This window comes from Bacillus sp. 205(2023), from assembly GCF_037027485.1.
Taxonomy (GTDB): domain Bacteria; phylum Bacillota; class Bacilli; order Bacillales; family Bacillaceae; genus Bacillus; species Bacillus halotolerans.
The window spans coordinates 189,347-211,513 of the sequence record NZ_JAXCHF010000007.1 but is presented as its reverse complement, the minus strand read 5'-3'; the positions used below and the strand labels follow the sequence as shown (position 1 = coordinate 211,513).

Annotated in this window: 23 protein-coding genes, 11 tRNA genes, 2 pseudogenes and 1 riboswitch; of the genes and pseudogenes, 27 read left to right on the top strand and 9 right to left on the bottom strand. The window is 44.3% G+C overall.

Annotated features, from left to right (window positions below; translation table 11 throughout):
- Nucleotides 1-51 precede the first annotated feature (51 nt).
- From WA325_RS17145 to WA325_RS17100, 10 genes are all read left to right on the top strand, one after another.
- Nucleotides 52-127, top strand: a tRNA-Phe gene (locus tag WA325_RS17145).
- Between the two features lie 5 nt (nt 128-132).
- Nucleotides 133-205, top strand: a tRNA-Thr gene (locus tag WA325_RS17140).
- A gap of 22 nt (nt 206-227) precedes the next feature.
- A tRNA-Tyr gene (locus WA325_RS17135) sits at nt 228-312 on the top strand.
- 5 nt (nt 313-317) lie between these two features.
- Nucleotides 318-391 (top strand) — tRNA-Trp (locus WA325_RS17130).
- 24 nt (nt 392-415) lie between these two features.
- Nucleotides 416-491 (top strand) — tRNA-His (locus tag WA325_RS17125).
- 9 nt (nt 492-500) lie between these two features.
- Nucleotides 501-572: transfer RNA gene (locus WA325_RS17120), tRNA-Gln, on the top strand.
- 49 nt (nt 573-621) lie between these two features.
- A tRNA-Gly gene (locus tag WA325_RS17115) sits at nt 622-696 on the top strand.
- Between the two features lie 5 nt (nt 697-701).
- Nucleotides 702-772: transfer RNA gene (locus WA325_RS17110), tRNA-Cys, on the top strand.
- Between the two features lie 7 nt (nt 773-779).
- Nucleotides 780-868, top strand: a tRNA-Leu gene (locus WA325_RS17105).
- A gap of 254 nt (nt 869-1,122) precedes the next feature.
- Nucleotides 1,123-1,204, top strand: a tRNA-Leu gene (locus tag WA325_RS17100).
- A gap of 98 nt (nt 1,205-1,302) precedes the next feature.
- Here WA325_RS17100 and WA325_RS17095 read toward each other — a convergent pair.
- Nucleotides 1,303-2,079, bottom strand: a complete 777-nt coding sequence (locus tag WA325_RS17095; protein WP_336183979.1) for a sporulation protein — start codon at nt 2,077-2,079, stop codon at nt 1,303-1,305.
- Between the two features lie 153 nt (nt 2,080-2,232).
- Between WA325_RS17095 and WA325_RS17090 the strand changes: the two genes are divergently transcribed.
- Nucleotides 2,233-2,430 carry a hypothetical protein gene (locus WA325_RS17090; protein ID WP_010333477.1) on the top strand — a complete coding sequence of 66 codons (198 nt, stop codon included), beginning with the start codon at nt 2,233-2,235 and terminating at the stop codon, nt 2,428-2,430.
- Nucleotides 2,431-2,470: 40 nt separating this feature from the next.
- Here WA325_RS17090 and WA325_RS17085 read toward each other — a convergent pair whose 3' ends face one another.
- From WA325_RS17085 to WA325_RS17075, 3 genes are read right to left on the bottom strand one after another with little or no spacing between them, the layout of a single operon-like run.
- Entirely contained in the window at nt 2,471-3,607 is a 1,137-nt protein-coding gene (locus WA325_RS17085; RefSeq protein ID WP_059293194.1) for a zinc-dependent alcohol dehydrogenase, read from the bottom strand.
- A 20-nt stretch (nt 3,608-3,627) separates the two neighbouring features.
- Complete coding sequence (locus WA325_RS17080; protein ID WP_010333479.1) at nt 3,628-3,987, bottom strand: spore coat protein; 360 nt, start codon at nt 3,985-3,987, stop codon at nt 3,628-3,630.
- The gene (locus tag WA325_RS17075; protein ID WP_024120670.1) at nt 3,984-4,208 is read right to left on the bottom strand and encodes a hypothetical protein; all 225 of its coding nucleotides are present in this window, start codon (nt 4,206-4,208) and stop codon (nt 3,984-3,986) included. Before WA325_RS17075 ends, WA325_RS17080 begins: the two co-directional genes overlap by 4 nt.
- A gap of 100 nt (nt 4,209-4,308) precedes the next feature.
- Here WA325_RS17075 and WA325_RS17070 point away from each other — a divergent pair, with 100 nt between their 5' ends.
- The 3 genes from WA325_RS17070 (at nt 4,309) to WA325_RS17060 (ending at nt 7,410) form a co-directional block, all read left to right on the top strand.
- The gene (locus WA325_RS17070; protein ID WP_248338514.1) at nt 4,309-5,001 is read left to right on the top strand and encodes a Type 1 glutamine amidotransferase-like domain-containing protein; all 693 of its coding nucleotides are present in this window, start codon (nt 4,309-4,311) and stop codon (nt 4,999-5,001) included.
- 68 nt (nt 5,002-5,069) lie between these two features.
- Nucleotides 5,070-5,177, top strand: a riboswitch (TPP riboswitch).
- 132 nt (nt 5,178-5,309) lie between these two features.
- A complete protein-coding gene (gene thiC, locus WA325_RS17065) occupies nt 5,310-7,082 on the top strand; it encodes a phosphomethylpyrimidine synthase ThiC (protein ID WP_336183981.1) in 1,773 nt (590 codons plus the stop codon).
- A 142-nt stretch (nt 7,083-7,224) separates the two neighbouring features.
- Complete coding sequence (locus tag WA325_RS17060; protein WP_024120673.1) at nt 7,225-7,410, top strand: FbpB family small basic protein; 186 nt, start codon at nt 7,225-7,227, stop codon at nt 7,408-7,410.
- A 58-nt stretch (nt 7,411-7,468) separates the two neighbouring features.
- On the opposite strand, the gene WA325_RS17055 is transcribed toward WA325_RS17060, so the two are convergent.
- Nucleotides 7,469-8,619 (bottom strand): IS3 family transposase gene (locus WA325_RS17055; protein WP_336183978.1). Its coding sequence is split into 2 segments (ribosomal slippage): nt 7,469-8,346 and nt 8,346-8,619, totalling 1,152 coding nucleotides; the frame shifts between segments, so codons are not numbered across the junction.
- 122 nt (nt 8,620-8,741) lie between these two features.
- The gene (katA, locus tag WA325_RS17050; RefSeq protein WP_059293190.1) at nt 8,742-10,193 is read right to left on the bottom strand and encodes a catalase KatA; all 1,452 of its coding nucleotides are present in this window, start codon (nt 10,191-10,193) and stop codon (nt 8,742-8,744) included.
- A gap of 397 nt (nt 10,194-10,590) precedes the next feature.
- Here katA and WA325_RS17045 point away from each other — a divergent pair, with 397 nt between their 5' ends.
- The 6 genes and pseudogenes from WA325_RS17045 (at nt 10,591) to rpsN (ending at nt 15,360) form a co-directional block, all read left to right on the top strand.
- Nucleotides 10,591-11,358 carry an ABC transporter ATP-binding protein gene (locus tag WA325_RS17045; RefSeq protein ID WP_105955245.1) on the top strand — a complete coding sequence of 256 codons (768 nt, stop codon included), beginning with the start codon at nt 10,591-10,593 and terminating at the stop codon, nt 11,356-11,358.
- A gap of 17 nt (nt 11,359-11,375) precedes the next feature.
- Nucleotides 11,376-12,377: an aliphatic sulfonate ABC transporter substrate-binding protein gene (locus WA325_RS17040; protein WP_336183977.1), complete on the top strand. Its 1,002-nt coding sequence runs from the start codon at nt 11,376-11,378 to the stop codon at nt 12,375-12,377.
- Nucleotides 12,371-13,204 (top strand): ABC transporter permease, encoded by an 834-nt coding sequence (locus WA325_RS17035; protein ID WP_081638258.1) that lies wholly within the window; start codon nt 12,371-12,373, stop codon nt 13,202-13,204. Before WA325_RS17040 ends, WA325_RS17035 begins: the two co-directional genes overlap by 7 nt.
- Nucleotides 13,205-13,223: 19 nt before the next feature.
- Nucleotides 13,224-14,360 (top strand): FMNH2-dependent alkanesulfonate monooxygenase, encoded by a 1,137-nt coding sequence (ssuD, locus tag WA325_RS17030; protein ID WP_105955247.1) that lies wholly within the window; start codon nt 13,224-13,226, stop codon nt 14,358-14,360.
- Between the two features lie 91 nt (nt 14,361-14,451).
- Nucleotides 14,452-14,983, top strand: a pseudogene (locus WA325_RS17025) (hypothetical protein).
- 107 nt (nt 14,984-15,090) lie between these two features.
- Complete coding sequence (gene rpsN / locus WA325_RS17020) at nt 15,091-15,360, top strand: 30S ribosomal protein S14 (RefSeq protein ID WP_024120680.1); 270 nt, start codon at nt 15,091-15,093, stop codon at nt 15,358-15,360.
- A 17-nt stretch (nt 15,361-15,377) separates the two neighbouring features.
- Here the strand turns inward: rpsN and WA325_RS17015 are convergent, their stop codons facing one another.
- Nucleotides 15,378-15,851, bottom strand: coding sequence for a hypothetical protein (locus tag WA325_RS17015; RefSeq protein WP_105955248.1), 474 nt, complete (start codon nt 15,849-15,851; stop codon nt 15,378-15,380).
- A gap of 1 nt (nt 15,852) precedes the next feature.
- Nucleotides 15,853-16,053 carry a helix-turn-helix transcriptional regulator gene (locus WA325_RS17010; RefSeq protein WP_010333491.1) on the bottom strand — a complete coding sequence of 67 codons (201 nt, stop codon included), beginning with the start codon at nt 16,051-16,053 and terminating at the stop codon, nt 15,853-15,855.
- 193 nt (nt 16,054-16,246) lie between these two features.
- On the opposite strand from WA325_RS17010, the gene WA325_RS17005 reads away from it, so the two are divergent.
- Nucleotides 16,247-16,320: transfer RNA gene (locus tag WA325_RS17005), tRNA-Gly, on the top strand.
- 90 nt (nt 16,321-16,410) lie between these two features.
- Here WA325_RS17005 and WA325_RS17000 read toward each other — a convergent pair.
- Entirely contained in the window at nt 16,411-17,034 is a 624-nt protein-coding gene (locus WA325_RS17000; protein WP_105955249.1) for a hypothetical protein, read from the bottom strand.
- An 83-nt stretch (nt 17,035-17,117) separates the two neighbouring features.
- On the opposite strand from WA325_RS17000, the gene queG reads away from it, so the two are divergent.
- From queG to WA325_RS16970, 6 genes and pseudogenes are all read left to right on the top strand, one after another.
- Entirely contained in the window at nt 17,118-18,263 is a 1,146-nt protein-coding gene (queG, locus tag WA325_RS16995; RefSeq protein ID WP_336183976.1) for a tRNA epoxyqueuosine(34) reductase QueG, read from the top strand.
- Nucleotides 18,264-18,342: 79 nt separating this feature from the next.
- Nucleotides 18,343-19,272 (top strand): amidase domain-containing protein, encoded by a 930-nt coding sequence (locus tag WA325_RS16990; RefSeq protein ID WP_336183975.1) that lies wholly within the window; start codon nt 18,343-18,345, stop codon nt 19,270-19,272.
- Between the two features lie 37 nt (nt 19,273-19,309).
- Complete coding sequence (trmL, locus tag WA325_RS16985; RefSeq protein WP_081638260.1) at nt 19,310-19,792, top strand: tRNA (uridine(34)/cytosine(34)/5-carboxymethylaminomethyluridine(34)-2'-O)-methyltransferase TrmL; 483 nt, start codon at nt 19,310-19,312, stop codon at nt 19,790-19,792.
- 112 nt (nt 19,793-19,904) lie between these two features.
- Nucleotides 19,905-20,545, top strand: a pseudogene (locus tag WA325_RS16980) (YhbD family protein).
- Nucleotides 20,536-21,249, top strand: a complete 714-nt coding sequence (locus tag WA325_RS16975) for a bactofilin family protein (RefSeq protein WP_326325264.1) — start codon at nt 20,536-20,538, stop codon at nt 21,247-21,249. Before WA325_RS16980 ends, WA325_RS16975 begins: the two are co-directional and overlap by 10 nt.
- 10 nt (nt 21,250-21,259) lie before the next feature.
- Nucleotides 21,260-21,967, top strand: a complete 708-nt coding sequence (locus WA325_RS16970) for a polymer-forming cytoskeletal protein (protein WP_024120687.1) — start codon at nt 21,260-21,262, stop codon at nt 21,965-21,967.
- Nucleotides 21,968-22,167 lie beyond the last annotated feature (200 nt).

Below are 22,167 nucleotides of genomic sequence, written 5' to 3'. Positions count from 1 at the left end.
CGCAGGAGGTCGCGGGTTCGAGTCCCGTCCGGACCGCCATTTAAATAATAAGGCTCGGTAGCTCAGTTGGTAGAGCAACGGACTGAAAATCCGTGTGTCGGCGGTTCGATTCCGTCCCGAGCCACCACCTATGCCGGTGTAGCTCAATTGGTAGAGCAACTGACTTGTAATCAGTAGGTTGGGGGTTCAAGTCCTCTTGCCGGCACTGTTTTTTCAAAACTTAATGTGGAGGGGTAGCGAAGTGGCTAAACGCGGCGGACTGTAAATCCGCTCCCTCAGGGTTCGGCAGTTCGAATCTGCCCCCCTCCACCATTTATAGGGGCATAGTTTAACGGTAGAACAGAGGTCTCCAAAACCTCCGGTGTGGGTTCGATTCCTACTGCCCCTGCCAAATTTATGACATCTTGAGATTATGGCGGTTGTGGCGAAGTGGTTAACGCACCAGATTGTGGCTCTGGCACTCGTGGGTTCGATTCCCATCAATCGCCCCATATTATCATTGGGCTATAGCCAAGCGGTAAGGCAACGGACTTTGACTCCGTCATGCGTTGGTTCGAATCCAGCTAGCCCAGTATCACTTTTTTATATCAATTGAATATAATGTATCAAGTCCCTTAAGATGCGGAAGTAGTTCAGTGGTAGAACACCACCTTGCCAAGGTGGGGGTCGCGGGTTCGAATCCCGTCTTCCGCTCCAATTACGGCGGCATAGCCAAGTGGTAAGGCAGAGGTCTGCAAAACCTTTATCCCCGGTTCGAATCCGGGTGTCGCCTTTCTTTTGCCGGGGTGGTGGAATTGGCAGACACACAGGACTTAAAATCCTGCGGTAGGTGACTACCGTGCCGGTTCAAGTCCGGCCCTCGGCACCAATTTTACTTACTTGATAAGTTAAATTGGTGTTTGTGTTTGAAAATATAATGAAGCTAATCATATCAATGATCTACTTATGTAGATCATTTTTTTATTGTATGAAAGTGTCGATGTAAGCATTGGGCTGTATTTCATAGAAAGTCGCTTTGGCCCTTTATTATTATATTTTCCAAAAAACTTTTTTGAAATACATTGACACTTTATCATATCCATGATATATTTATATTCGTCGGTTAGATACGACGTAAAACTTGCCGGTGTGGCGGAATTGGCAGACGCGCACGACTCAAAATCGTGTTCCTTCTGGAGTGTCGGTTCGACCCCGACCACCGGTATACAAAAGAACCCCGTTTCTTACTTATGTAAGAAACGGGGTTTTGTTTTTATTAAAAGAAGGAGCCTATATTAATAAGCATAGGCTCCTTTTTGTTATTTACTCAGCATATTGGTCGATGATCTCTTCTAAGACCTCTTCAAGTTGTTCGATATCATCAAGCTCTGATTGTCTGAAACGGACACGTACGAGCTGCTCTCCGTCATTATACATCTCTTCCAGCCATCCACGCAGGCCTCTTGCCCGGCGATCGACTTCGAAAATAATTTCTAAACCGTCTTCCTCTAGAAGAAAAATAAGCTCTAATTCATCAAGCATCTGACGGTAATAGCCTGATGTTGGAACAAACTCAAATTCTTGAACGAAAGGCAGACGGCGCTTGAAGTAAGATGCCTGTTCACAGTCTGCTTCGTTAAGACGGAAGCCAAGGTTCTCAATTGCTTCTAATACATTTTCAACCCAAGGATGTGCTTCTACGAAGATACGATCGTGATCTGATTTATCAATACCGCCTTGAATGTCAAGGTCTGTCACTACTGCGACTTCTACCTTCCCTACACTAATCGGTGTATCAAGAGGCAGGATGAAGGAGAACGGAAATTGGTGTTCTTCTCCAGGCTGAATGGTGAATGAACCAGTTACCCGAACAGAATGAATTGTTGCGTGTTTCCGGTGCTCTTCATCGTCTTTTACAATGACATATCTTGTGTTGAGCTGTAAGTCAATATAACGGATATCCTGGGCGATTTTCCCGCCTTTTACATGTACAGTTCCGCGGACTTCTTCTCCTGGACAATACGCATCTTTCTCCAAAATGGTATCGACTTTTGCTGCGCCGATGCCGGCACTTGCGGCAAGTTTCTTAAAAAATGACATATTAGATCTTCCCCTTTTTCTTTTTCTCAACAGTTATACGTGGGAAGAAGGAAAAAAGGTTCATTTATTTTGAAATAAATGAACCTTTTTTCCTATATTCGTTTATCTGAGGGACAGACTAAAAGTGATGCTTAAGTAAAGGAGGAGACGTGAATGAATAAAGAAACGATGGTCGCTGATGAATTACATAGAATGTTTTTAGCTGGTGAGCTGCAAATCACAGTCGAGGAGGACATTAACAATCTTTCAGAAAGACTGAGAAGCGGTGAACTCAGATTAGACAGTTTAACCGGAGAAGATGCGTTTATAAAAGAAACAGTAAACGAAGCATTACGAAGAGTGGAGCAATAAAATAAAGAGACGGCTTCTCAAAATGAGAGACCGTCTTTTTTTATGGTTTAAGAAGCACTTTAATGGCTCCGTCTGTTTTCGTATCAAACACCTCATAACCGTGCTTTGCTTGATCTAACGGCAGAACATGTGTAATGATGTCGCCCGGATCTACTTTACCTGTAGCAATCAGTTCATACAGGTGCGGCATATAATGAATGACGGGGGCTTGGCCGGTTCTAATATTTACGTTCCTTTGGAAGATGTCTCCGAATGGAAATGCATTGTATCTCATTCCGTACACACCTGTCACCTGAATTGTGCCGCATTTTCTGACAGCCTGTGCCGCCGTTACCAGCGCACCCATGGCTCCGCCGTGCATTTTTACACCGGTGGCGAGAAATTCAAGCGGGGACATTTTGCCGTCCATTCCGACGCAGTCGATGACGACATCTGCACCGCCCTGTGTGATTTCTTTCAAATATGAACCGGCGTTTTCATGATGCTCGAAATTAACGATTTCTACATTGTTTGTTTTTTTGGCGTGCTGAAGGCGATAGTCTACATAATCCACTGCAATGACTCTTTTGGCGCCTTTCATCCATGCGAATTTTTGCGCGAGCAGCCCGACAGGACCGCAGCCGAGAATAATGACGGTATTTCCCTCTTTTACTCCTGCGTTGTCTACGCTCCAATAGGCTGTTGACATAGCGTCTGAAAGCAATACCAATTTCTCATCTTCTACTTCACAGTCATCAGGAAGTTTAAAGGGAGTGAAGTTAGCATAGGGGACGCGCATGTATTCAGCCTGACCTCCGGGATAGCCGCCTGCTGAGTCTGAATAGCCAAAATAAGCGCCGACTTCGCCGTTTGCATTTGAATTGTCACATTGGCTTTCAAGCTGATTTTTGCAGAAAAAACATTCGCCGCAGCTGACGTTAAACGGTATGATGACACGATCGCCTTTTTTAACCTTGTGAACGTCGGGGCCTGTTTCTTCAACAATGCCCATTGGTTCATGGCCGATGATATAATCTTCAGGAAAATTGGGAACCATGCCGTGAATTAAGTGTAAATCAGATCCGCAGATTGCTGTGGTTGTCAGTTTGACGATGATATCATCAGGTTTTTTGATTTCTGGCGCTTTTACCTCTTTGACGCGGACGTCTTTAATGCCTTGATACGTAACAGCTTTCATTCATGATGTCTCCTTATTGTTTAGTGATCGGGCGTTGCGAATGTTCCGAGACGGTTCGTGTTATCGGGGAAAAGTTTTAGCCCGGCGATATCAACAGCTGTTTGTGCTGATTTCATATCGATTTGAAATTGTTTGTCCAAGTCAGAAGGGAAAAGCCAGCCTTTTTCCATCATGAGCTGTGATAGTTCTCCGTGCAGGTAAATAGCTGCGTCTAATTGATTGCGCAATGCTGTTCTGAGTTCTGGGCTTGCGGTTTCCGTGATGGCGACAGCATAATTTTTGATGCCGGTTTTTACGGAAATTAAGAAATCAAGGGCGAGTGCTGAATCAGCAAGGTCAGGCATGCCTTTTGCGTTTTTCGGGTCTAAGAAATCGTTCAATGATAGTCACCTCCTGTTATTGTCGGGGCCTTTTGATAGAGGCTCTGAAGCTCAGTTACGTCCCGTACAGACTGTTGTACATCCTTCTCCATAAGGGCTCTCAGTTCCTGATCGAACACCAGTCCCTGCATCATTTTTGATTTAAGTAAACATACGGTTTTGAAGTTGAGGATTTCGTGTAAATCAACTGTTTCGTGGTTTGCCAAACGGTCTTGTTCCATTTTTTCGGTCACCTCCTGATTCAAAGGTATTTTTACCTTGTATCATGCTTTTATGCGAAAGTGCTATAATGGGTAACATATTTTCTTGGGGGAGTGGATGATGAAACAGATTATTGCGATGGGCGGCGGAGGTTTTTCAATGGAACCAGATCATCTCGTTCTTGATCAATTTATCATTAATCAGTCAAAGCAGCCCTCACCTCGCATTTGTTTTTTGCCAACGGCAAGCGGGGATGCGGAGAACTACGTTCAGCGGTTTTACCATGCTTTTCAAAAGCTTGATTGTGACCCGTCTCATTTGTCTTTATTTAAGCCGCCGACAACAGATTTAGCCTCCTTTATTATGGAGAAAGATGTGATTTATGTCGGCGGGGGAAATACAAGAAATTTGCTGGTGCTGTGGAAGGAGTGGGGACTGGATCACATATTGAAAAAAGCTTGGGAGAACGGGATTATTTTAGCGGGATTAAGTGCAGGTGCGATCTGCTGGTTTGAAGAAGGTGTGACGGATTCTGCCGGACCGCTGACCGGTTTGAAAAGCTTGGGTTTTTTGCAAGGCAGTTTTTGTCCTCATTATGATGGAGAAAAGGATCGGAGACCTACATATCATCACATGATATCAGAGAAAGCGTTGAGCAGCGGTTATGCGGCGGATGATGGAGCAGCTCTTCATTTTATTGATGATCATTTTTTTCAGGCTGTGAGTTCAAGATCTGATGCAAATGCGTATCAGGTGGTGATTCATGAAAATGAAATCTCTGAAATAGCATTGCCGATTACATATTTGTCTTGAATTTGCTGAATATTTTATACATTGCTCTTTTTTTCAGTTTGTTTTTATGATACGATAAGTGCGAAATTAATAGTTACTGGGGGTGCCCGCTGACGGGCTGAGAGAGAAGATATGCTTCTTAACCCTTTGGACCTGATCTGGTTCGTACCAGCGTGGGGAAGTAGAGGAATTGTTTTTATTATTGCTGAATACTGCAATAATATGTTTCTTTCTGACTGTAACCGGGTTCATTCAATTGAATCCGGTTTTTTGTGCTGGTTATGGGCTTGATTTTGTCCTTTCAAACTAAGAGAGGGGAAGGATAAGTGATGCAAAATCATTCAGTGCAGCAAGCCAACATTTCCATTATGTCGAGTTTTTCAGGGAGTAAAAAAGTATATGTAGAGGGGGCTTCGCCGGATATTCAAGTGCCGATGAGAGAAATTGAACTCAGTCCGACGACAGGATCATTCGGCGAAGAGGAAAACGCGCCGGTTCGTGTCTATGATACAAGCGGACCGTATACGGACCCCGATGTAAAAATTAATATTCAAGAAGGTTTAAAACCGCTTCGGCACAAGTGGATCACCGGGCGCGGCGATGTTGAGGAATACGATGGACGTGCTGTGAAGCCAGAAGACAACGGCTATAAAAAGGCTAACCCTAATGTAAGCTATCCCGGGTTAAAACGGAAACCGCTGCGGGCGAAAACGGGCCAAAATGTCACTCAAATGCATTATGCGAAAAAGGGGATAATTACCCCTGAAATGGAGTTTATCGCTATTCGTGAGCATGTGTCTCCCGAATTTGTCAGAGAGGAAGTAGCCAGCGGCCGGGCGATTATTCCAGCAAATATTAATCATCCGGAAAGTGAACCAATGATTATCGGCCGAAATTTCCATGTGAAAATTAACGCGAATATCGGAAATTCAGCGGTTACATCTTCGATTGAAGAAGAAGTGGAAAAAATGACGTGGGCGATTCGCTGGGGAGCAGATACAATGATGGATCTTTCCACGGGGAAAGATATTCATACGACACGTGAATGGATTATCCGAAATTGCCCGGTTCCTGTTGGCACCGTTCCGATCTATCAAGCGCTTGAAAAAGTAAACGGTGTAGCGGAGGATTTAACGTGGGAAATCTACCGTGACACGCTGATTGAGCAGGCTGAACAGGGTGTGGATTATTTTACGATTCACGCGGGTGTTTTGCTGCGATATGTGCCGCTAACTGCTAAACGGACAACGGGAATTGTGTCACGCGGCGGAGCGATTATGGCCCAGTGGTGTCTGGCTCATCATCAGGAAAGCTTTCTGTATACTCATTTTGAAGAAATCTGTGAAATTATGAAAACATATGATATTGCCTTTTCTCTTGGAGACGGGCTTCGCCCAGGGTCAATTGCCGATGCCAATGACGAAGCGCAGTTTGCTGAATTAGAGACTCTCGGAGAACTCACGCAAATTGCCTGGAAGCATGATGTTCAGGTGATGATTGAGGGGCCGGGTCATGTGCCGATGCATAAAATCAAAGAGAATGTCGATAAACAAATGGAAATCTGTAAAGAAGCGCCTTTTTACACGCTAGGGCCGCTGACGACGGATATTGCACCGGGCTACGACCACATTACATCAGCGATCGGAGCGGCGATGATCGGCTGGTACGGTACGGCCATGCTTTGTTATGTGACGCCGAAGGAGCATCTCGGGCTGCCAAACCGTGAAGATGTGCGGGAAGGGGTTATTACATACAAAATTGCGGCGCATGCGGCTGACCTTGCAAAAGGGCATCCGGGAGCGCAAATACGAGATGACGCTTTATCAAAAGCCCGCTTTGAATTCCGCTGGCGAGACCAATTTAACCTGTCGCTTGATCCGGAAAGAGCGCTTGAATATCATGATGAGACCCTGCCTGCTGAAGGGGCGAAAACGGCTCATTTCTGTTCGATGTGCGGGCCGAAATTCTGCAGCATGAGAATTTCTCAGGATATCCGTGATTATGCCAAAGACAAAGAGCTTAATGAGTGGGATGCCATTCAAGAAGGCATGAAAGAAAAAGCCGAGGAATTTGTGAATCAAGGGAGCAAACTTTATAAGTAACAGTACAGAAAGTCATTGACAGGCCGAATTGAATACGTTTAAAAATAGCTAATATACATTTCCAACATTTGCTGATCGGATCACCGAAGGCTCTTATCTTTTGAGATAAGAGCCTTTTTTATTTTTAAAGGAGGGAGAAATGATGGGAACCAAAAAAGAGAAAGGGAGAAGACGCTTCAGAAAACGAAAAACATATGGCAATCAGATGCTGCCGCTGGCGCTTCTTATTGAAAAGAACAAGCGAGAGATAATGAATAGTGAGGAGTTAATGGAAAAAATTTATATGAAGATTGATGAGAAGCATACGGCAATCCGTAAATCTATGTAAAAAACCCGCTGAATAAAGGGACTGACCCCTGTTTTTGAGACAGGGATCAAAACACCTTTTATACAGCCAATTGCCGATAGCTTATCGGTGATTGGCTGTTTAGTTTCGTTTGAATACGAATGTTGTTATAATAATAAATGTATTCTTTGACAGTGCGTTCTACGATGGCGGTCGTGGTTCGATTAATGCTGTTAAGATAGAACGTTTCAGACTTTAGTGAGGAATGAAACGATTCGATGGAGGCATTATCAGCGGGCGTCCCTTTGCGGGACATGCTCATGGTAATGCCTTTTGTTTTAACAGCTTTCTGATACTCATAAGATGTATACACAGATCCTTGGTCACTATGTAACACGCAGTTCTGAGGCAGTGTTGGCAGTTGATCAAGTGTGTTTAAGACAAAGTCTGTGTCCTGCTTATCTCCAATCGTGAAAGCAATTACTTCTCCATTGTATACATCCAATATATTGGAAAGGTACAATTGTTTCTGTCCATAAGGCAAATACGTGATATCCGTTACTAGTTTTTCAAGAGGATGATCGGACTGAAAGTTCCGATCTAATATATTATCAACCACGGCATATGGCTGCCCATTCTTCTTGCGCTTTTTCACCTTAACCCGGCACTGCCACTGATTTTTCTGCATGATACGCTGAACCGTTTTATGGTTAATACGCATTTCCTTTTTTAATATAGCTGTAATTTTTCGATATCCATATCGATACTTGTGCTCTCGGCACAACGTGCCGATTTGTTTTTCCAAATGGCACTTGGGATGATCTTTCATCAGGTTCTTCTTCCAACGATAATAAGACGCTCGTGAGATACCTAAATGAACACAGATATTCTGTACGGTCATTGTGCCGTGCAATACTTCTACAAGTTCGACTGACGTTTGGCTATCAACTTCCTTTCCAATTCGTTGTACTTTTTTAAAACTTCATTTTGTTGTCTCAGATAACGGTTCTCTGCCTGCAGTTTCTCTAATTCGGAAGAATTCTCCGGACCTTTTCCGTAAGTGTATTGCTTACCAACAGGCTGTTCAAATCGATGTGTATCCCCAGCCTTATGCCATCTAACCCATGTCTGAATCTGTGTCTTATTCTTAATTTTTAATTTCTCCATGATCTCTTTCATAGGCACGCCTGCCAATCTCATTTCTACAGCCTTCTGCTTAACTTCAACCGGATAACTCATTCTTGTTCCCATACAAAAAACACCTCCAAGTCTTATTTAAGGATAACAACTATCCGTTTTCAAACTTGAAGGTGTTTTTTATTTGTCTCATCTTATGGGGTCAGTCCCTAAACAGCGGGTTTTTTTCTATGCTATTAAACTTCTTTTTTAATCGGCAAACCTAAGCCCTCTGCTACGCGTCTTCCGTATTCAGGATCAGCTTTGTAAAAGTGCTCGATTTGGCGGAGTTTGATTTCTTCTTTTTCTACCGGTTTCATTGCAATTACGATATTTTCTACAAGGCGGGTGCGTTCCTCTTCGCTCATTAAACGGTAGAGATCGCCGGCTTGTGTGTAGTGATCATTGTGATCGTAGCTTACGCTGTCAGCCATTCCTTGTACTGGATAAGCCGCTTGTTTATCCTCAGGTGACTCAGTCGGTCCGCCGAAGCTGTTTGGCTCGTAGTAGACGGAGCCGCCGCCGTTATTGTCAAAGCGCATTTGTCCGTCACGCTGATAGTTTCTTACTTCGTTGCGTGCGCGGTTGATCGGCAGGGCCTGGTGGTTTGCTCCCACACGGTAGCGATGCGCATCATGATACGCAAACAGACGCCCTTGAAGCATTTTATCCGGTGATACATCAATACCGGGGACCAGTGTTCCAGGTGAGAATGTTGCTTGTTCTACTTCTGCAAAGTAGTTTTCCGGATTTCTGTCAAGAACCATACGGCCGACTTCAATGAGCGGATAGTCTTTTTGAGACCATACTTTTGTGACATCAAACGGATCGAAGCGGTACGTATTTGCATCTTCTAAAGGCATGATTTGCACATATAATTTCCATGCAGGGAAATCGCCGTTTTCGATTGCATTGAACAGATCTTCAGTATGATAATCCGGGTTTTCACCGGCAATTTTTGCTGCTGTCTTCACATCAAGGTTCTTTACGCCTTGTTCTGTTTTAAAGTGATACTTGATCCATACGCCTTCGCCTTCGGCATTTGTCCATTTGAATGTATGGCTACCAAAACCGTGCATGTGGCGAAGTGTAGCAGGAATTCCGCGGTCAGACATCAGGATCGTCACTTGGTGTAGAGATTCCGGTGAAAGTGACCAGAAATCCCATACAGCTGTAGGATTTTTCAAGTGTGTTTTTGGATCTCTTTTTTGTGTATGGATAAAATCAGGGAACTTAATCGCATCGCGGATGAAGAATACCGGCGTATTGTTGCCGACGATGTCATAGTTTCCTTCTTCTGTATAAAACTTAACAGCAAATCCCCGCGGGTCGCGAACGGTGTCAGCAGAGCCAAGTTCACCGGCAACTGTTGAGAAACGGATGAACAAAGGTGTGCGTTTGCCGACTTCTGATAAGAAAGCAGCTTTTGTATATTTTGTTACATCGTTTGTCACTTCAAAATAACCGTGTGCGCCTGCACCTTTAGCGTGAACGACACGCTCAGGAACACGTTCTCTGTTAAAATGGGCCAATTTTTCGAGTAAGTGTACATCTTGGATTAAAGTTGGTCCGCGAGAACCGGCAGTCATTGAATTTTGATTATCTCCAACTGGAGCTCCCCAGCTAGTTGTCAGTTTATTTGAACTCATGTCATCACCTCTTGGAATTGATAAGAACATAATATCATCTCTAAGTAAAAAGTCAATATCATTTTATAATGATTATAAAATAATCATTTGTATAATGCGATAAAAACTATTAAAAAAAGCAGAAAACCCTTGGCAGAACAGCTTAATAGAGATGATCGAGGGTTCATAGAAATAAGCGCTATTTGCGAATATGAAAAGTAAGTGATAAACATTCATCCAAAAAAACTGAACAAAAAAGAGTTGACATATCGGAATAATTTGAATTAACATGATATTCAAACAAAAAAACAATTGGGCAGCTGATCGGACCGCCGAAGGCTCTCATCTCTACAAAAACAGAGATGGGGGCCTTTTTGTTTTTTTAGAAGGCGGGGTTGGCAGAAGGAGAGGGATAAAAGTGGCTGTGACTATCAACATCAAGGAAAAAGCATTTGCTCAAGAAGGCCGCCAAACTACGGTCTTGGAGAATATTCAATTATCAATTGCACCGGGTGAGTTTTTAACGATCATCGGACCGAGCGGATGCGGAAAAAGCACACTTTTAAAGATAATTGCAGGACTTGATTCTGATTTTAGCGGGAGTGTCGAAATTAACGGACGCCATGTGACTGCACCAGGTATTCAGCAAGGATTTATTTTTCAGGAACACCGTCTTTTTCCTTGGCTGACGGTTGAGCAGAATATTGCCGCCGATTTGAATTTGAAAGATCCAAAAGTCAAACAGAAGGTAGATGAACTGATCGAGATTGTCAGATTAAAAGGATCGGAGAAAGCATATCCGCGTGAGCTGTCGGGCGGTATGTCTCAAAGAGTGGCCATCGCACGAGCTCTTCTGCGGGAGCCGGAGGTGCTGCTTTTGGATGAACCGTTCGGTGCGTTAGACGCGTTTACTCGAAAACACCTTCAAGACGTGCTGCTGGATATATGGCGGAGGAAAAAAACAACGATGATACTCGTCACTCATGATATAGATGAATCTGTTTATTTAGGGAATGAGATTGCGATCCTAAAAGCCAAACCGGGAAAAATTCATAAGCTGATGCCAATTCATCTGGCTTATCCCCGAAACAGGACGACACCTGATTTCCAAGCGATCAGACAGAAAGTGCTGTCGGAATTCGAAAAAACAGAAGACTTTGAGTATGCAGAAGGATCAGGGATATAGAAAGGGCTGAAGCAGATATGAAAAAAGGAATCATTGTATTGGCATCTATTTTTTTTCTGCTGGCAGGGTGCGGAGCAAATGGAGCCAGCGGTGATAAAAAACCATTGAAAGAAATTCGGATCGGGATACAGCAAAGCTTAAGCCCGCTTTTAATTGCCAAGGAAAAAGGCTGGTTTGAAGAGGCTTTTGAAAAAGAAGGCATCAAGGTGAAATGGGTGGAGTTTCAAAGCGGGCCGCCACAATTTGAAGGGCTTGCAGCAGATAAACTTGACTTTTCTCAAGTCGGCAATTCACCAGTGATCGCTGGACAGGCGGCAGGCATTGATTTTAAAGAAATCGGCTTGTCTCAGGACGGATTAAAGGCGAACGGCATACTTGTGAATCCAGACAGCGGGATTAAGGAGGTCAAAGATTTAAAAGGAAAGAAAATTGCTGTAGCGAAAGGCAGCAGCGGCTTTGACTTTTTGTATAAAGCGCTTGACCAATCAGGCTTGTCAGCTGATGACGTGACCATTATTCAGCTGCAGCCTGATGAAGCGGCCTCTGCGTTTGAAAACGGTTCGGTTGACGCTTGGTCCATCTGGGAGCCGTACCTATCCTTAGAAACAATCAAACACGGAGCGAAACTTCTTGTGAACGGGGAAAGCACCGATTTATATTCACCAGGGTTTACCTTAGTTAGAACAACATTTTCTAAGGAACATCCAGACGAAGTGGTCCGTTTTCTGAAGGTATTTAATCAGGCGGTTGTATGGCAAAAGGAACATCCGGGTGAAGCGGCTGACTTGTATGCAAAAATAAAAGATCTCGATAAAAAGGTCGTTGAAAATGTGCTGAAAAATACGGAGCCTCTGAATGAGGTTATTCGTGAAGACATTATAAAAGCGCAGCAGGAGACAGCGGATTTTCAATATAAAACAAAAGCGATAGATAAGAAAATTGATGTGAGAGAAGTTGTTGATAATTCATTTATCAAAAAAGCGTTAAAGGAAAAAGTCTCTGGAGGTGATCCATCATGAAAGCAGAGGCTGCAGGTTCACTGCCGAAAGCAAATGCTGAAGCGATACAAAGAAAGCCCCATAGAATCAAATACGGGTGGGCAAAGGGGCTTCTGCTGCCTGCTGTGATCATAGCCATCTGGCAGGTGATCGGCAGTCTTGGCATCGTGTCGGCGACAGTGCTCCCAACACCTGTTGCGATCTTGCTGACGTTTAAAGAGCTCATTTTGACAGGCGAGCTCTTTGGCCATCTGCAAATCAGTATATACCGGGCAGCGCTTGGTTTTGTACTTGGTGCGGGGCTTGGGCTTTTGATCGGAATTTTGGCCGGATTTTCAAAACGGACGGAATTGTATCTTGACCCATCATTGCAAATGCTCAGAACCGTTCCGCATCTGGCTGTCACGCCGCTGTTTATTTTATGGTTCGGTTTTGATGAAATATCGAAAATTTTGCTGATTGCGCTCGGCGCTTTCTTCCCTGTGTATATCAATACATTTAACGGCATTCGCGGAGTTGACGCTAAGCTGTTCGAAGTTGCCCGGGTGCTTGAATTTAAATGGCACCAGCAGATGACAAAAGTGATTGTGCCGGCATCCCTGCCCAATATATTGCTCGGCATTCGCTTATCGCTGGGTATTGCATGGCTTGGGCTTGTTGTAGCGGAGCTGATGGGTTCAAGCTCTGGGGTCGGTTATATGATCATGGATGCCAGACAATTTTCACAAACAAATAAAGTGTTTGCCGGAATTATCATTTTTGCGGTGGTTGGAAAGCTGACGGATTCTTTTGTCAGGCTGCTTGAACGAAAGCTATTAAAGTGGAGAAACAGTTACGAGGGAAAATAGACGAAAAGGAGAGATTGTTATGGACATTCTTTGGTTTATTCCGACACATGGAGACACAAGGTATTTAGGGTCGGAAAGTGATGGACGGACGGCGGATCATGCATACTTTAAACAAGTGGCGCAGGCTGCTGACAGGCTGGGGTATACAGGAGTCCTTCTGCCGACGGGAAGATCGTGCGAGGACCCTTGGCTCACAGCCTCGGCGTTAGCGGGAGAAACAAAAGACTTAAAGTTTTTAGTCGCGGTACGGCCCGGGTTAATGCAGCCTTCTCTTGCAGCCAGAATGACCTCTACCTTAGATCACATTTCAGATGGACGGCTGCTGATTAATGTTGTGGCAGGGGGCGATCCGTACGAGCTAGCCGGGGACGGACTGTTTATCAGTCATGATGAGCGATATGAAGCAACGGACGAATTTTTAACTGTTTGGCGGGGGCTTTTGCGCGGAGAAACGGTTACCTATGAAGGAAAACATATAAAAGTGGAAAACAGCAATCTGCTATTCCCGCCGCGGCAAGCACCGCACCCGCCCATCTATTTCGGCGGGTCCTCACAGGCTGGAATTGAAGTCGCGGCAAAGCATACAGATGTGTATTTAACGTGGGGTGAGCCGCCTGAACAGGTAAAAGAAAAGATTGAGAGAGTCAAAAAGCAAGCGGAAAAAGAGGGAAGAACAGTGCGGTTCGGCATTAGGCTGCATGTGATCGCCCGTGAAACAGAACATGAGGCGTGGGAAGCGGCTGAGCGTTTAATCAGCCATTTGGATGATGACACGATTGCCAAAGCACAGAACGCTTTGCGCCGTGCTGATTCTTCGGGTCAAAAGCGGATGGCGGAGCTTCATCGAGGCGATCGGACAAAGCTTGAAATCAGCCCGAATCTGTGGGCGGGTATCGGCCTGGTCAGAGGAGGGGCAGGCACAGCTCTTGTCGGAGATCCGCAGACCATTGCCGACCGCATAGCGGAGTACCAGGCCCTCGGCATTGAAACATTTATTTTTTCCGGCTATCCTCATTTAGAAGAAGCGTACTATTTTGCAGAGCTCGTCTTCCCGCTTTTGCCGTTCGAAAATGAGCGGACAAGGAAACTTCAGAAAAAAAGAGGAGAAGCCGTCGGTAACACTTATTTTGTCAAAGAGAATCATGCGTCAGTTTAAGTGAAAACACAGCCTCCGAGCATGGTATGATAATCAAAAAAGGGGGCTGTTTTTCCTGAGAATACTTATAAGTGCCGTTACTCTGTTGGTCGTGCTGTCTGCATGCGGAAATACGAAGCACATGGAAATCAAAGAGGCAGATGTTTCAGATATTGAAAAAAACAGAATGAAGATTGCGGCTCCGCATTCATTCGCTGCTGAAGTGACTAATATCAATGAAAGCATTTCTGAGGCGGACATGTACATTGAACATTACCCAAACGGAAAGCTTGTTGAAACGATAGGTCCGGTAACTGCTGATTACACGGAAGAAAATCCCGCTACATTACAATTTGTTTATTTTGAGAATGAGGAAGATCAGAAAAAAAATGAGCACCGTTCACTTTGGCATTGTTGATGAACAAGGGAGCAGCACGGCTGCTTCATCGTTTCAGCGTGACGTCAGCGCTGCATAGGAAATGACTCAAAATATATCATCAGCGGAGCCAATTTCTTTTGGGAAACCGGTATTGATCGGCAGCAGCATAAAGGATTCTAACGGTACAATGAAAACCTCTGAAAACAAAAATGAACTGATCAAACATAAAGATGCTCTGCTTTATTATGTTGAATTGCATAAATAGAATGGGCGGCTTCGGCCGTCTGTTTTACCGAGCGGTGTGCTTGCATTTTAGAATATATCGTGATACATTTTAAATCGTAAATATTACGATTTAAAGGAGGCTTTTTCTTGGCTAAGAAATCAAAAGTGGCAAAAGAATTAAAACGCCAGAAGCTTGTTGAACAATATGTTGCTATCAGACAAGAGTTAAAGGCAAAAGGAGATTACGAAGCACTCAGCAAGCTGCCGAGAGATTCAGCACCGGGAAGACTGCATAACCGCTGTATGGTAACGGGCCGCCCGAGAGGATATATGAGAAAATTTAAAATGTCCAGAATTGCATTTAGGGAGCTGGCGCATAAAGGCCAAATTCCTGGTGTGAAAAAAGCAAGCTGGTAAGAAAAAACTCCGGACGATTACACCGCGCCGGAGTTTTTTTCATTTTTCTTGAAGGAAATGACGTAGGATATGTGCTGGATGATCATGATGATAAACACGATAATAATAGGGAAAAAGGGAATGTGTGACTGAAACAGCGGATAAAAAATGAGCAGGACAGCGGCGGCAGGCAGTGAAAAGTAGACGGCGATGTATGACGCACGGCAGGCTTTTGCGGTCATCATCTGCTCTCTTTCATCCTGTTCCTCAAATTCATCTGGCAGCAGGAGATTTTTTGACGCAGGTCGGCTTTTCTTTTGTAAATAGATATAAACTGCAGCTGCCACAATAAAAAGAATAAACGGAGTGATGTTTATTTCAAACATCATCTGGCCGTTCCTTGTGCTGAAAAAGGCTCCAATGCCTCCCGAAGCTTCAAAGTATGCAATCAGTGTCCAGCATGCAAGGCCGAACAAAACGAGGTGAAATGCTGCTTTTGTTTTCATGCCCATATTAGTCTTCCTCCTCTAGCCAAAAGACATCCTCCATTTTCATGGAGAAGGCTTTGCAGATTTTTAATGCTAATAACAGTGAGGGAACATAGTCTCCTTTTTCAATTGCTGCAACCGTTTGTCTCGTGACGCCGACCGTTTCTCCGAGTTTTTCCTGAGAATAGCTGAAGCGCGCTCTGAGTTCTTTCACTTTATTTTTCATCATGACGTCTGCCACCTTCACATTCTCACTTTCTTCCATTGTATAGTTTATTTAACATTATGTAAATGAAACTTAACAACATTGCAAAAATAAAAATTTCTTTCGACAAATTTTTTATATTCTCTTGACGAAAAATTAATAAACGTGTAACATAATAAAAGTCAAAGCGGTGCTGACATCGCCAATCACAAATGCGGGTGTAGTTTAGTGGTAAAACCTCAGCCTTCCAAGCTGATGTCGTGAGTTCGATTCTCATCACCCGCTCCATACATACGTTATTAACGCAGTGTTTCGTTTCTCAGATAAACGAAGTATTGCGTTTTTTTATGTGTAAAAGAACACGAATCTCGTGTTCTTTTACGTAAGCCAATGTACTGTATGGCCGCCGCCGTGAATTTGTTCAAACATTTTCGTTAATGATGTTAATAGGTTAACGGCGTTTTCTTTTTCAATCGATGGCGGGAAAAAGATGATTTGCAGCATGCTTTTTGTATCTGCTGTGACGGGTTTTTGATTGACGTTGGTTTTGAAATCGCCGAATACCCCGTCTTCATCAGAATAAATCAGTATGTTATCTTTTTCTCCTACTGAAATCCGGACTGGCTCCTGAAGCTTTCCGGCATCATAGATCATTATGGGGAGAGAATATTTTAACGCGAAAAAATGTATGGTATCATGGGCTGAATCCTCGCTTTCCATGAATTGTTCTTTGGAGATCGGGATCAGCATTTGCTCCATCGGCGTTTTTTCTCCCTCGAATGAAGGGTCAAGCTGCTTAAAGATTGTCTGCCATTCTTTAACGAAAGGCTGGCTGGAAATTCCGCCGTCCGCATAGTCAAAAAACAGGGACTCTTGAAATAAACGAAGTCTGCCTTTCAGCATTTGCGGAGAGGAGCCGACTTCAATATTTTCATATATCACAGCGGCTGCATTTATTCCTGCCGCGCGTTCAGTAATAACAGGATCAAGTTTGATATTCACATGCATTCACTCCAATTACGGGATATCAACCTATTATACAACGGCTTATTGTTTTATCACAAAGAAAGGAGGCTGCGCAAACCATGAACGTTTATCAGCTGAAAGAAGAATTAATTGAATACGCGAAAAGCATTGGCGTGGACAAGATCGGTTTTACGACCGCTGATACATTTGACAGTTTAAAAGACCGTTTGATTCTTCAGGAGTCACTCGGATATCTTTCCGGTTTTGAAGAGCCTGATATTGAAAAAAGAGTGACGCCGACGCTGCTTTTGCCGAAAGCGAAATCAATCGTGGCCATTGCACTTGCTTATCCTTCGAGAATGAAGGATGCGCCAAGAAGCACGCGAACTGAGCGCAGAGGCATTTTTTGCAGAGCCTCCTGGGGAAAGGACTATCATGACGTCCTGCGGGAAAAGCTCGATCTTCTGGAGGATTTTCTGAGAAGCAAGCATGAGGATATCAGGACAAAATCAATGGTCGATACGGGTGAATTGTCTGATCGGGCAGTGGCGGAACGGGCCGGAATTGGGTTCAGCGCCAAAAACTGTATGATTACAACGCCAGAGTACGGGTCTTATGTGTATTTGGCGGAAATGATTACAAATATACCTTTCGAGCCGGATGTGCCGATTGAGGATATGTGCGGATCATGCACCAAATGTTTAGATGCTTGCCCGACGGGAGCGCTTGTGAACCCTGGGCAGCTTAACGCTCAGCGCTGTATATCTTTTCTGACCCAGACAAAAGGACTTTTGCCGGATGAATTCCGCACAAAAATCGGAAACCGACTGTATGGATGCGATACGTGCCAAACGGTATGTCCAATCAATAAAGGGAAGGATTTTCATCTGCATCCTGAAATGGAACCGGACCCCGAGATTGCAAAACCGTTATTGAAGCCGCTTTTAACCATCAGCAACCGTGAATTTAAAGAGAAATTCGGACATGTTTCAGGCTCGTGGCGCGGAAAAAAACCGATTCAGCGGAATGCGATTCTGGCGCTTGCCCACTTTAAAGACACCTCCGCACTGCCTGAACTGACGGAGCTTATGCATAAAGATCCGCGCCCGGTAATCAGGGGAACGGCTGCCTGGGCTATCGGGAAAATCGGAGACAACACATACGCGGAGGAGCTTGAAAAAGCACTGAAAAACGAAAATGATGAAGAGGCAAAGCAGGAAATTGAAAAAGGAATTGAATTGCTAAAAGCCGGCATGACTAAATAAGTCTTGTCCTGACATACGTATAGAGCAGAAGGAAAAAACACTTGAGATGCAGCCAAGTGTTTTTTCTCTATAAAAAAGTATGTCGGGTGGGGTGAGCTTGAAGCACATATTAGAACAACTAGCGGAGGAGCGTCTCAGCTATCTGGTCAACGGGCATGATCTGAGACAGGAGCCTCAAGTCGGAGACCTGGAAGTCATGGAACGAAAGAAAAAGCTTCTGGAAAAACGTAAGATTGAGATGATAAAAGCGAAAGCAAAAGCTGTCATTGACTATGTGCAGGTTGAGGATGACGGAACCGCCTGCATCAGGTATATCATACACTTCGAATATCTATACAAGGAGCAGGATGACAGTCTGTATATGGAAGAGCAGATAGAAGAAAGAGTCGCTTTTGTTTATGATCAAATTCTGATTAAGGATCAGGAAGTGATAAAAAAACCGGCGGGGTTTAGTGAAGGCCAAAGCATTATTGACTATTCACAGGAAGAAAGGGAAGCGTTTGGCCGAGCTTTTCAATATGACCGGCTCGGAGCGGTACAATATGCCGAAAAATATTGGAACAAGCGTAATCTGGCTTATAAAAATTTCAGCGATAATTGCACGAATTTTATTTCTCAGTGTCTTCATGCAGGAGGAGCGCCAATGCGCGGTCACCCGAACAGAGGATCTGGCTGGTGGATGAAACAAAGCTCGTGGAGCTATAGCTGGACGGTGGCGCACTCGATGAAAATGTATTTGACGAATTCCAAGGCCGGCCTTCGAGCGGTTCGGGTGAAATCAGCGGAAGAGCTGGTGCCGGGTGATGTGATTTGCTATGATTTTGAAGGAGACGGCCGGTTTAATCACACAACGATTGTGGTGGCGAAGGACAAAGGCAATATGCCGCTAGTCAACGCCCAGTCCTATGACAGCCGGATGAGGTATTGGTCATACGAGGATTCAACTGCATACACACCGTCTATCCGATATGCCTTTTTTCATATCGTTGATGATACGACAAAAGAGTAATTAATGATATAATGATGGGCGGATAAGAAAAATAGAGGTGAACACAGTGGCATTACATGTCGTTTTATATCAACCAGAAATTCCTGCTAATACAGGGAATATCGCACGTACTTGCGCAGCAACAGATACAACGCTCCACCTGATTCGTCCGCTCGGCTTTTCAACTGATGATAAAATGCTGAAGCGCGCCGGACTTGATTATTGGGAGTTTGTAAACGTGGTGTATCATGACTCGTTAGAAGAATTGTTTGAGGCATATAAAAAAGGGCAGTTTTTCTTCATCACGAAATTCGGCCAAAAGCCGCATACATCTTTTGACTATACAGATATTGACGAGGATTATTTCTTTGTGTTCGGAAGAGAAACAAGCGGCTTGCCAAAGGAATTAATTCAAAATAATATGGACCGATGCCTGCGTCTTCCGATGACAGAGCATGTCAGATCGCTTAATCTGTCCAATACCGCAGCGATTCTTGTGTATGAGGCGCTGCGTCAGCAAAATTACCGAGATTTAAAATAGTGAAAAACCCGCTCATGTTCATGGGCGGGTTTTTTGTGTTATGGAACTTTATTCTGGGCTTAACAACGTAACAGTGTTATGTTACAATGTATCCATCAAAGGAGCTGGACTTATGGAAGATCAATTAATCTCTAAAAAAGAATTGCTTGAAGAAACATCCATCTCTTACGGTCAGCTGTATCGATGGAAACGAAAAAATTTAATCCCTGAGGAGTGGTTTATACGTAAATCTACATTTACAGGGCAAGAGACGTTTTTTCCTAGAGAGGATATTTTAAAGCGCATTTCAATCATTCAAAAGATGAAAGAAAATTTGTCTTTGGATGAGATGCGGGAGATGCTGTCACCGAAAATGAAGGATGTGAGCATGACAGCTGATGAATTGCTGACGAAAGGTTTGATATCAAAGCCGGCTCTCCATGTCTTTTCAGAAGGCGGAGCTGACACGGTGTTTTCTTCTCGGGATCTGTTGTCGCTGTATGTGCTTGAAGGGCTTTTGCAGTCCGGAAATGTCAGCTTGGAAGAAGCGAAAATGGCTGCTGAGGTATTGAGGAAGTATGATACAGCGGAGATCAAGAAGCAGACGGAACTGATCATTTTACGCAAGCTGGGTGTAACGACTTGTTTTATAGCGGCTGCCGCAGACAGCATCCTTTTTGAGTCGTCCGTCAAGATTGTCGAAAGAGTGGATTTAGCAAATGCTTCAGAGGAACTAAAGACAAAATATATGCAGGAGGCCATCAATGGAAATAATGGATAATCTGGTGATAAACGGTACGGGGAGTTCAAAGGGTGGAAAATTTCAATCAGTTGAGATTAATGGCAGCGGAACTGTGGCCGGAGACGTGGAGTGTGACACTTTTTCATTTAACGGGACCGGTAAAGCGGATGGGAGCGTCAAGGCAAAAACAGTAACCATCAGCGGCTCAGGGAAAATTCATGGGGATGTTGAAGCAGAATCCATCCGCATGAATGGAACAGGCTTTATTCAAGGTGATACCGCCGCTAAACAATTGAAGGTTGCGGGATCGTCAACATTTGGCGGAACAGTCAAGGCTGATGACATTGTGATCACCGGAAAGGCGGTCATGGAAGCTGATTGTGAAACGGAAACATTTCAGACCGAAGGGAAATGCAAAGTCAGCGGTCTTTTAAATGCTGATCAGGTGAATATCAAGCTTTCTTCCGGAGAGAGTTATGTGCGGGAAATCGGCTGCCGCCATCTTCAAGTGACGGGCAGAAAAGGGATGCTGACATTGCTGAAGCTGATGCCGACCCCTGTGTTAACGGCTGAACTGATCGAGGGGGACGTGATTGAGCTGACAAATACGAACGCCAAGACTGTGCGGGGAAACACAGTGAAAATCGGTCCGAACTGCCGGATTGAGACCGTGGAATACAGCGGTGATTATACTTGTGATCCGAACGCTTCGGTAGGCATGTACACAAGAATGTAAGGAGGATCATATGGAAACAGTAAAATTAGGGAATTTAAAATTATATGGTGCCGGGCACGCTGCGGGAGGCGCCTATCACCATGTCAGCATCAAAGGTGAAGGTACGGTTGGAGAAGGACTGTCCGCTGCAGGCTGCCGCATATACGGCACAGGCCGTTTTCTCGGGAACGCGGAGACTGAACGGCTGAAAGTATTCGGAGAAAGCGAGTTTGAAGGCGATTTGACTGCGGACAAAATCAGCATATATGGGACGATGCAAGTCAGAGGAGCTCTTCATGTTGGCCGATTGAAGCTGAAGGGTCTGACTGAGATCGGCGGCAATATGGCAGGGGATTCGTGTGAAGCAAAAGGAAAGCTCAGCGTGAAAGGCGATTGTGAAATCGAATCGTTTCATATCACTGGCTGTGTGGACGTAACAGGTTTGTTGAATGCAGGCGAGATTGATATCGGATTGAGCCATGATGCCAGCCGGGTTCGGGAAATAGGCGGAACGTCCATTACTGTAAAAAAACGTGCGCGCTTTTTTACGCGAAAAAAAGCGAAACTAACTGCGGAGCTGATTGAAGGAGATAAAATCTATTTGGAAAATACTGAGGCGGCGGTTGTCAGAGGGAAAGAAGTTGTTATCGGGCCGGGCTGTAAAATCGGCACAGTTGAGTTTGAAAACAAATGCGAATGCGATCAGCATTCAAAAATGATGAAAAGAATTAAGTTGTAAAACATTGTTCTGTTACAAAGAAAAAGGGCGCTCTCAGGAGGGAGCACCCTTTTCTTTTTATTCTTTTCCCGGCTTGCTATCGTACCCTGCGGTAAAAATTGATACTAAAAAAGTGACAATGACCCCCATCATGATGATTGTTTTCACCGTCTCTCCCCCTCTTCAATTTTTCCTGCTGTCCGAGTCTGGATGATTCTGTA

Coding starts and splice junctions, on each gene's coding strand:
- WA325_RS17075 (WP_024120670.1), bottom strand. CDS start 4,208: ATGGAACAAGACCGTTTGGCAAACCACGAAACAGTTGATTTACACGAA.
- WA325_RS17010 (WP_010333491.1), bottom strand. CDS start 16,053: ATGAAAAATAAAGTGAAAGAACTCAGAGCGCGCTTCAGCTATTCTCAG.
- WA325_RS17070 (WP_248338514.1), top strand. CDS start 4,309: ATGAAACAGATTATTGCGATGGGCGGCGGAGGTTTTTCAATGGAACCA.
- WA325_RS17095 (WP_336183979.1), bottom strand. CDS start 2,079: ATGTCATTTTTTAAGAAACTTGCCGCAAGTGCCGGCATCGGCGCAGCA.
- WA325_RS16975 (WP_326325264.1), top strand. CDS start 20,536: ATGGAAATAATGGATAATCTGGTGATAAACGGTACGGGGAGTTCAAAG.
- ssuD (WP_105955247.1), top strand. CDS start 13,224: ATGGACATTCTTTGGTTTATTCCGACACATGGAGACACAAGGTATTTA.
- thiC (WP_336183981.1), top strand. CDS start 5,310: ATGCAAAATCATTCAGTGCAGCAAGCCAACATTTCCATTATGTCGAGT.
- WA325_RS17060 (WP_024120673.1), top strand. CDS start 7,225: ATGGGAACCAAAAAAGAGAAAGGGAGAAGACGCTTCAGAAAACGAAAA.
- WA325_RS16990 (WP_336183975.1), top strand. CDS start 18,343: ATGTCGGGTGGGGTGAGCTTGAAGCACATATTAGAACAACTAGCGGAG.
- katA (WP_059293190.1), bottom strand. CDS start 10,193: ATGAGTTCAAATAAACTGACAACTAGCTGGGGAGCTCCAGTTGGAGAT.
- WA325_RS17015 (WP_105955248.1), bottom strand. CDS start 15,851: ATGGGCATGAAAACAAAAGCAGCATTTCACCTCGTTTTGTTCGGCCTT.
- WA325_RS17085 (WP_059293194.1), bottom strand. CDS start 3,607: ATGAAAGCTGTTACGTATCAAGGCATTAAAGACGTCCGCGTCAAAGAG.
- WA325_RS17040 (WP_336183977.1), top strand. CDS start 11,376: ATGAAAAAAGGAATCATTGTATTGGCATCTATTTTTTTTCTGCTGGCA.
- WA325_RS17090 (WP_010333477.1), top strand. CDS start 2,233: ATGAATAAAGAAACGATGGTCGCTGATGAATTACATAGAATGTTTTTA.
- queG (WP_336183976.1), top strand. CDS start 17,118: ATGAACGTTTATCAGCTGAAAGAAGAATTAATTGAATACGCGAAAAGC.
- WA325_RS16970 (WP_024120687.1), top strand. CDS start 21,260: ATGGAAACAGTAAAATTAGGGAATTTAAAATTATATGGTGCCGGGCAC.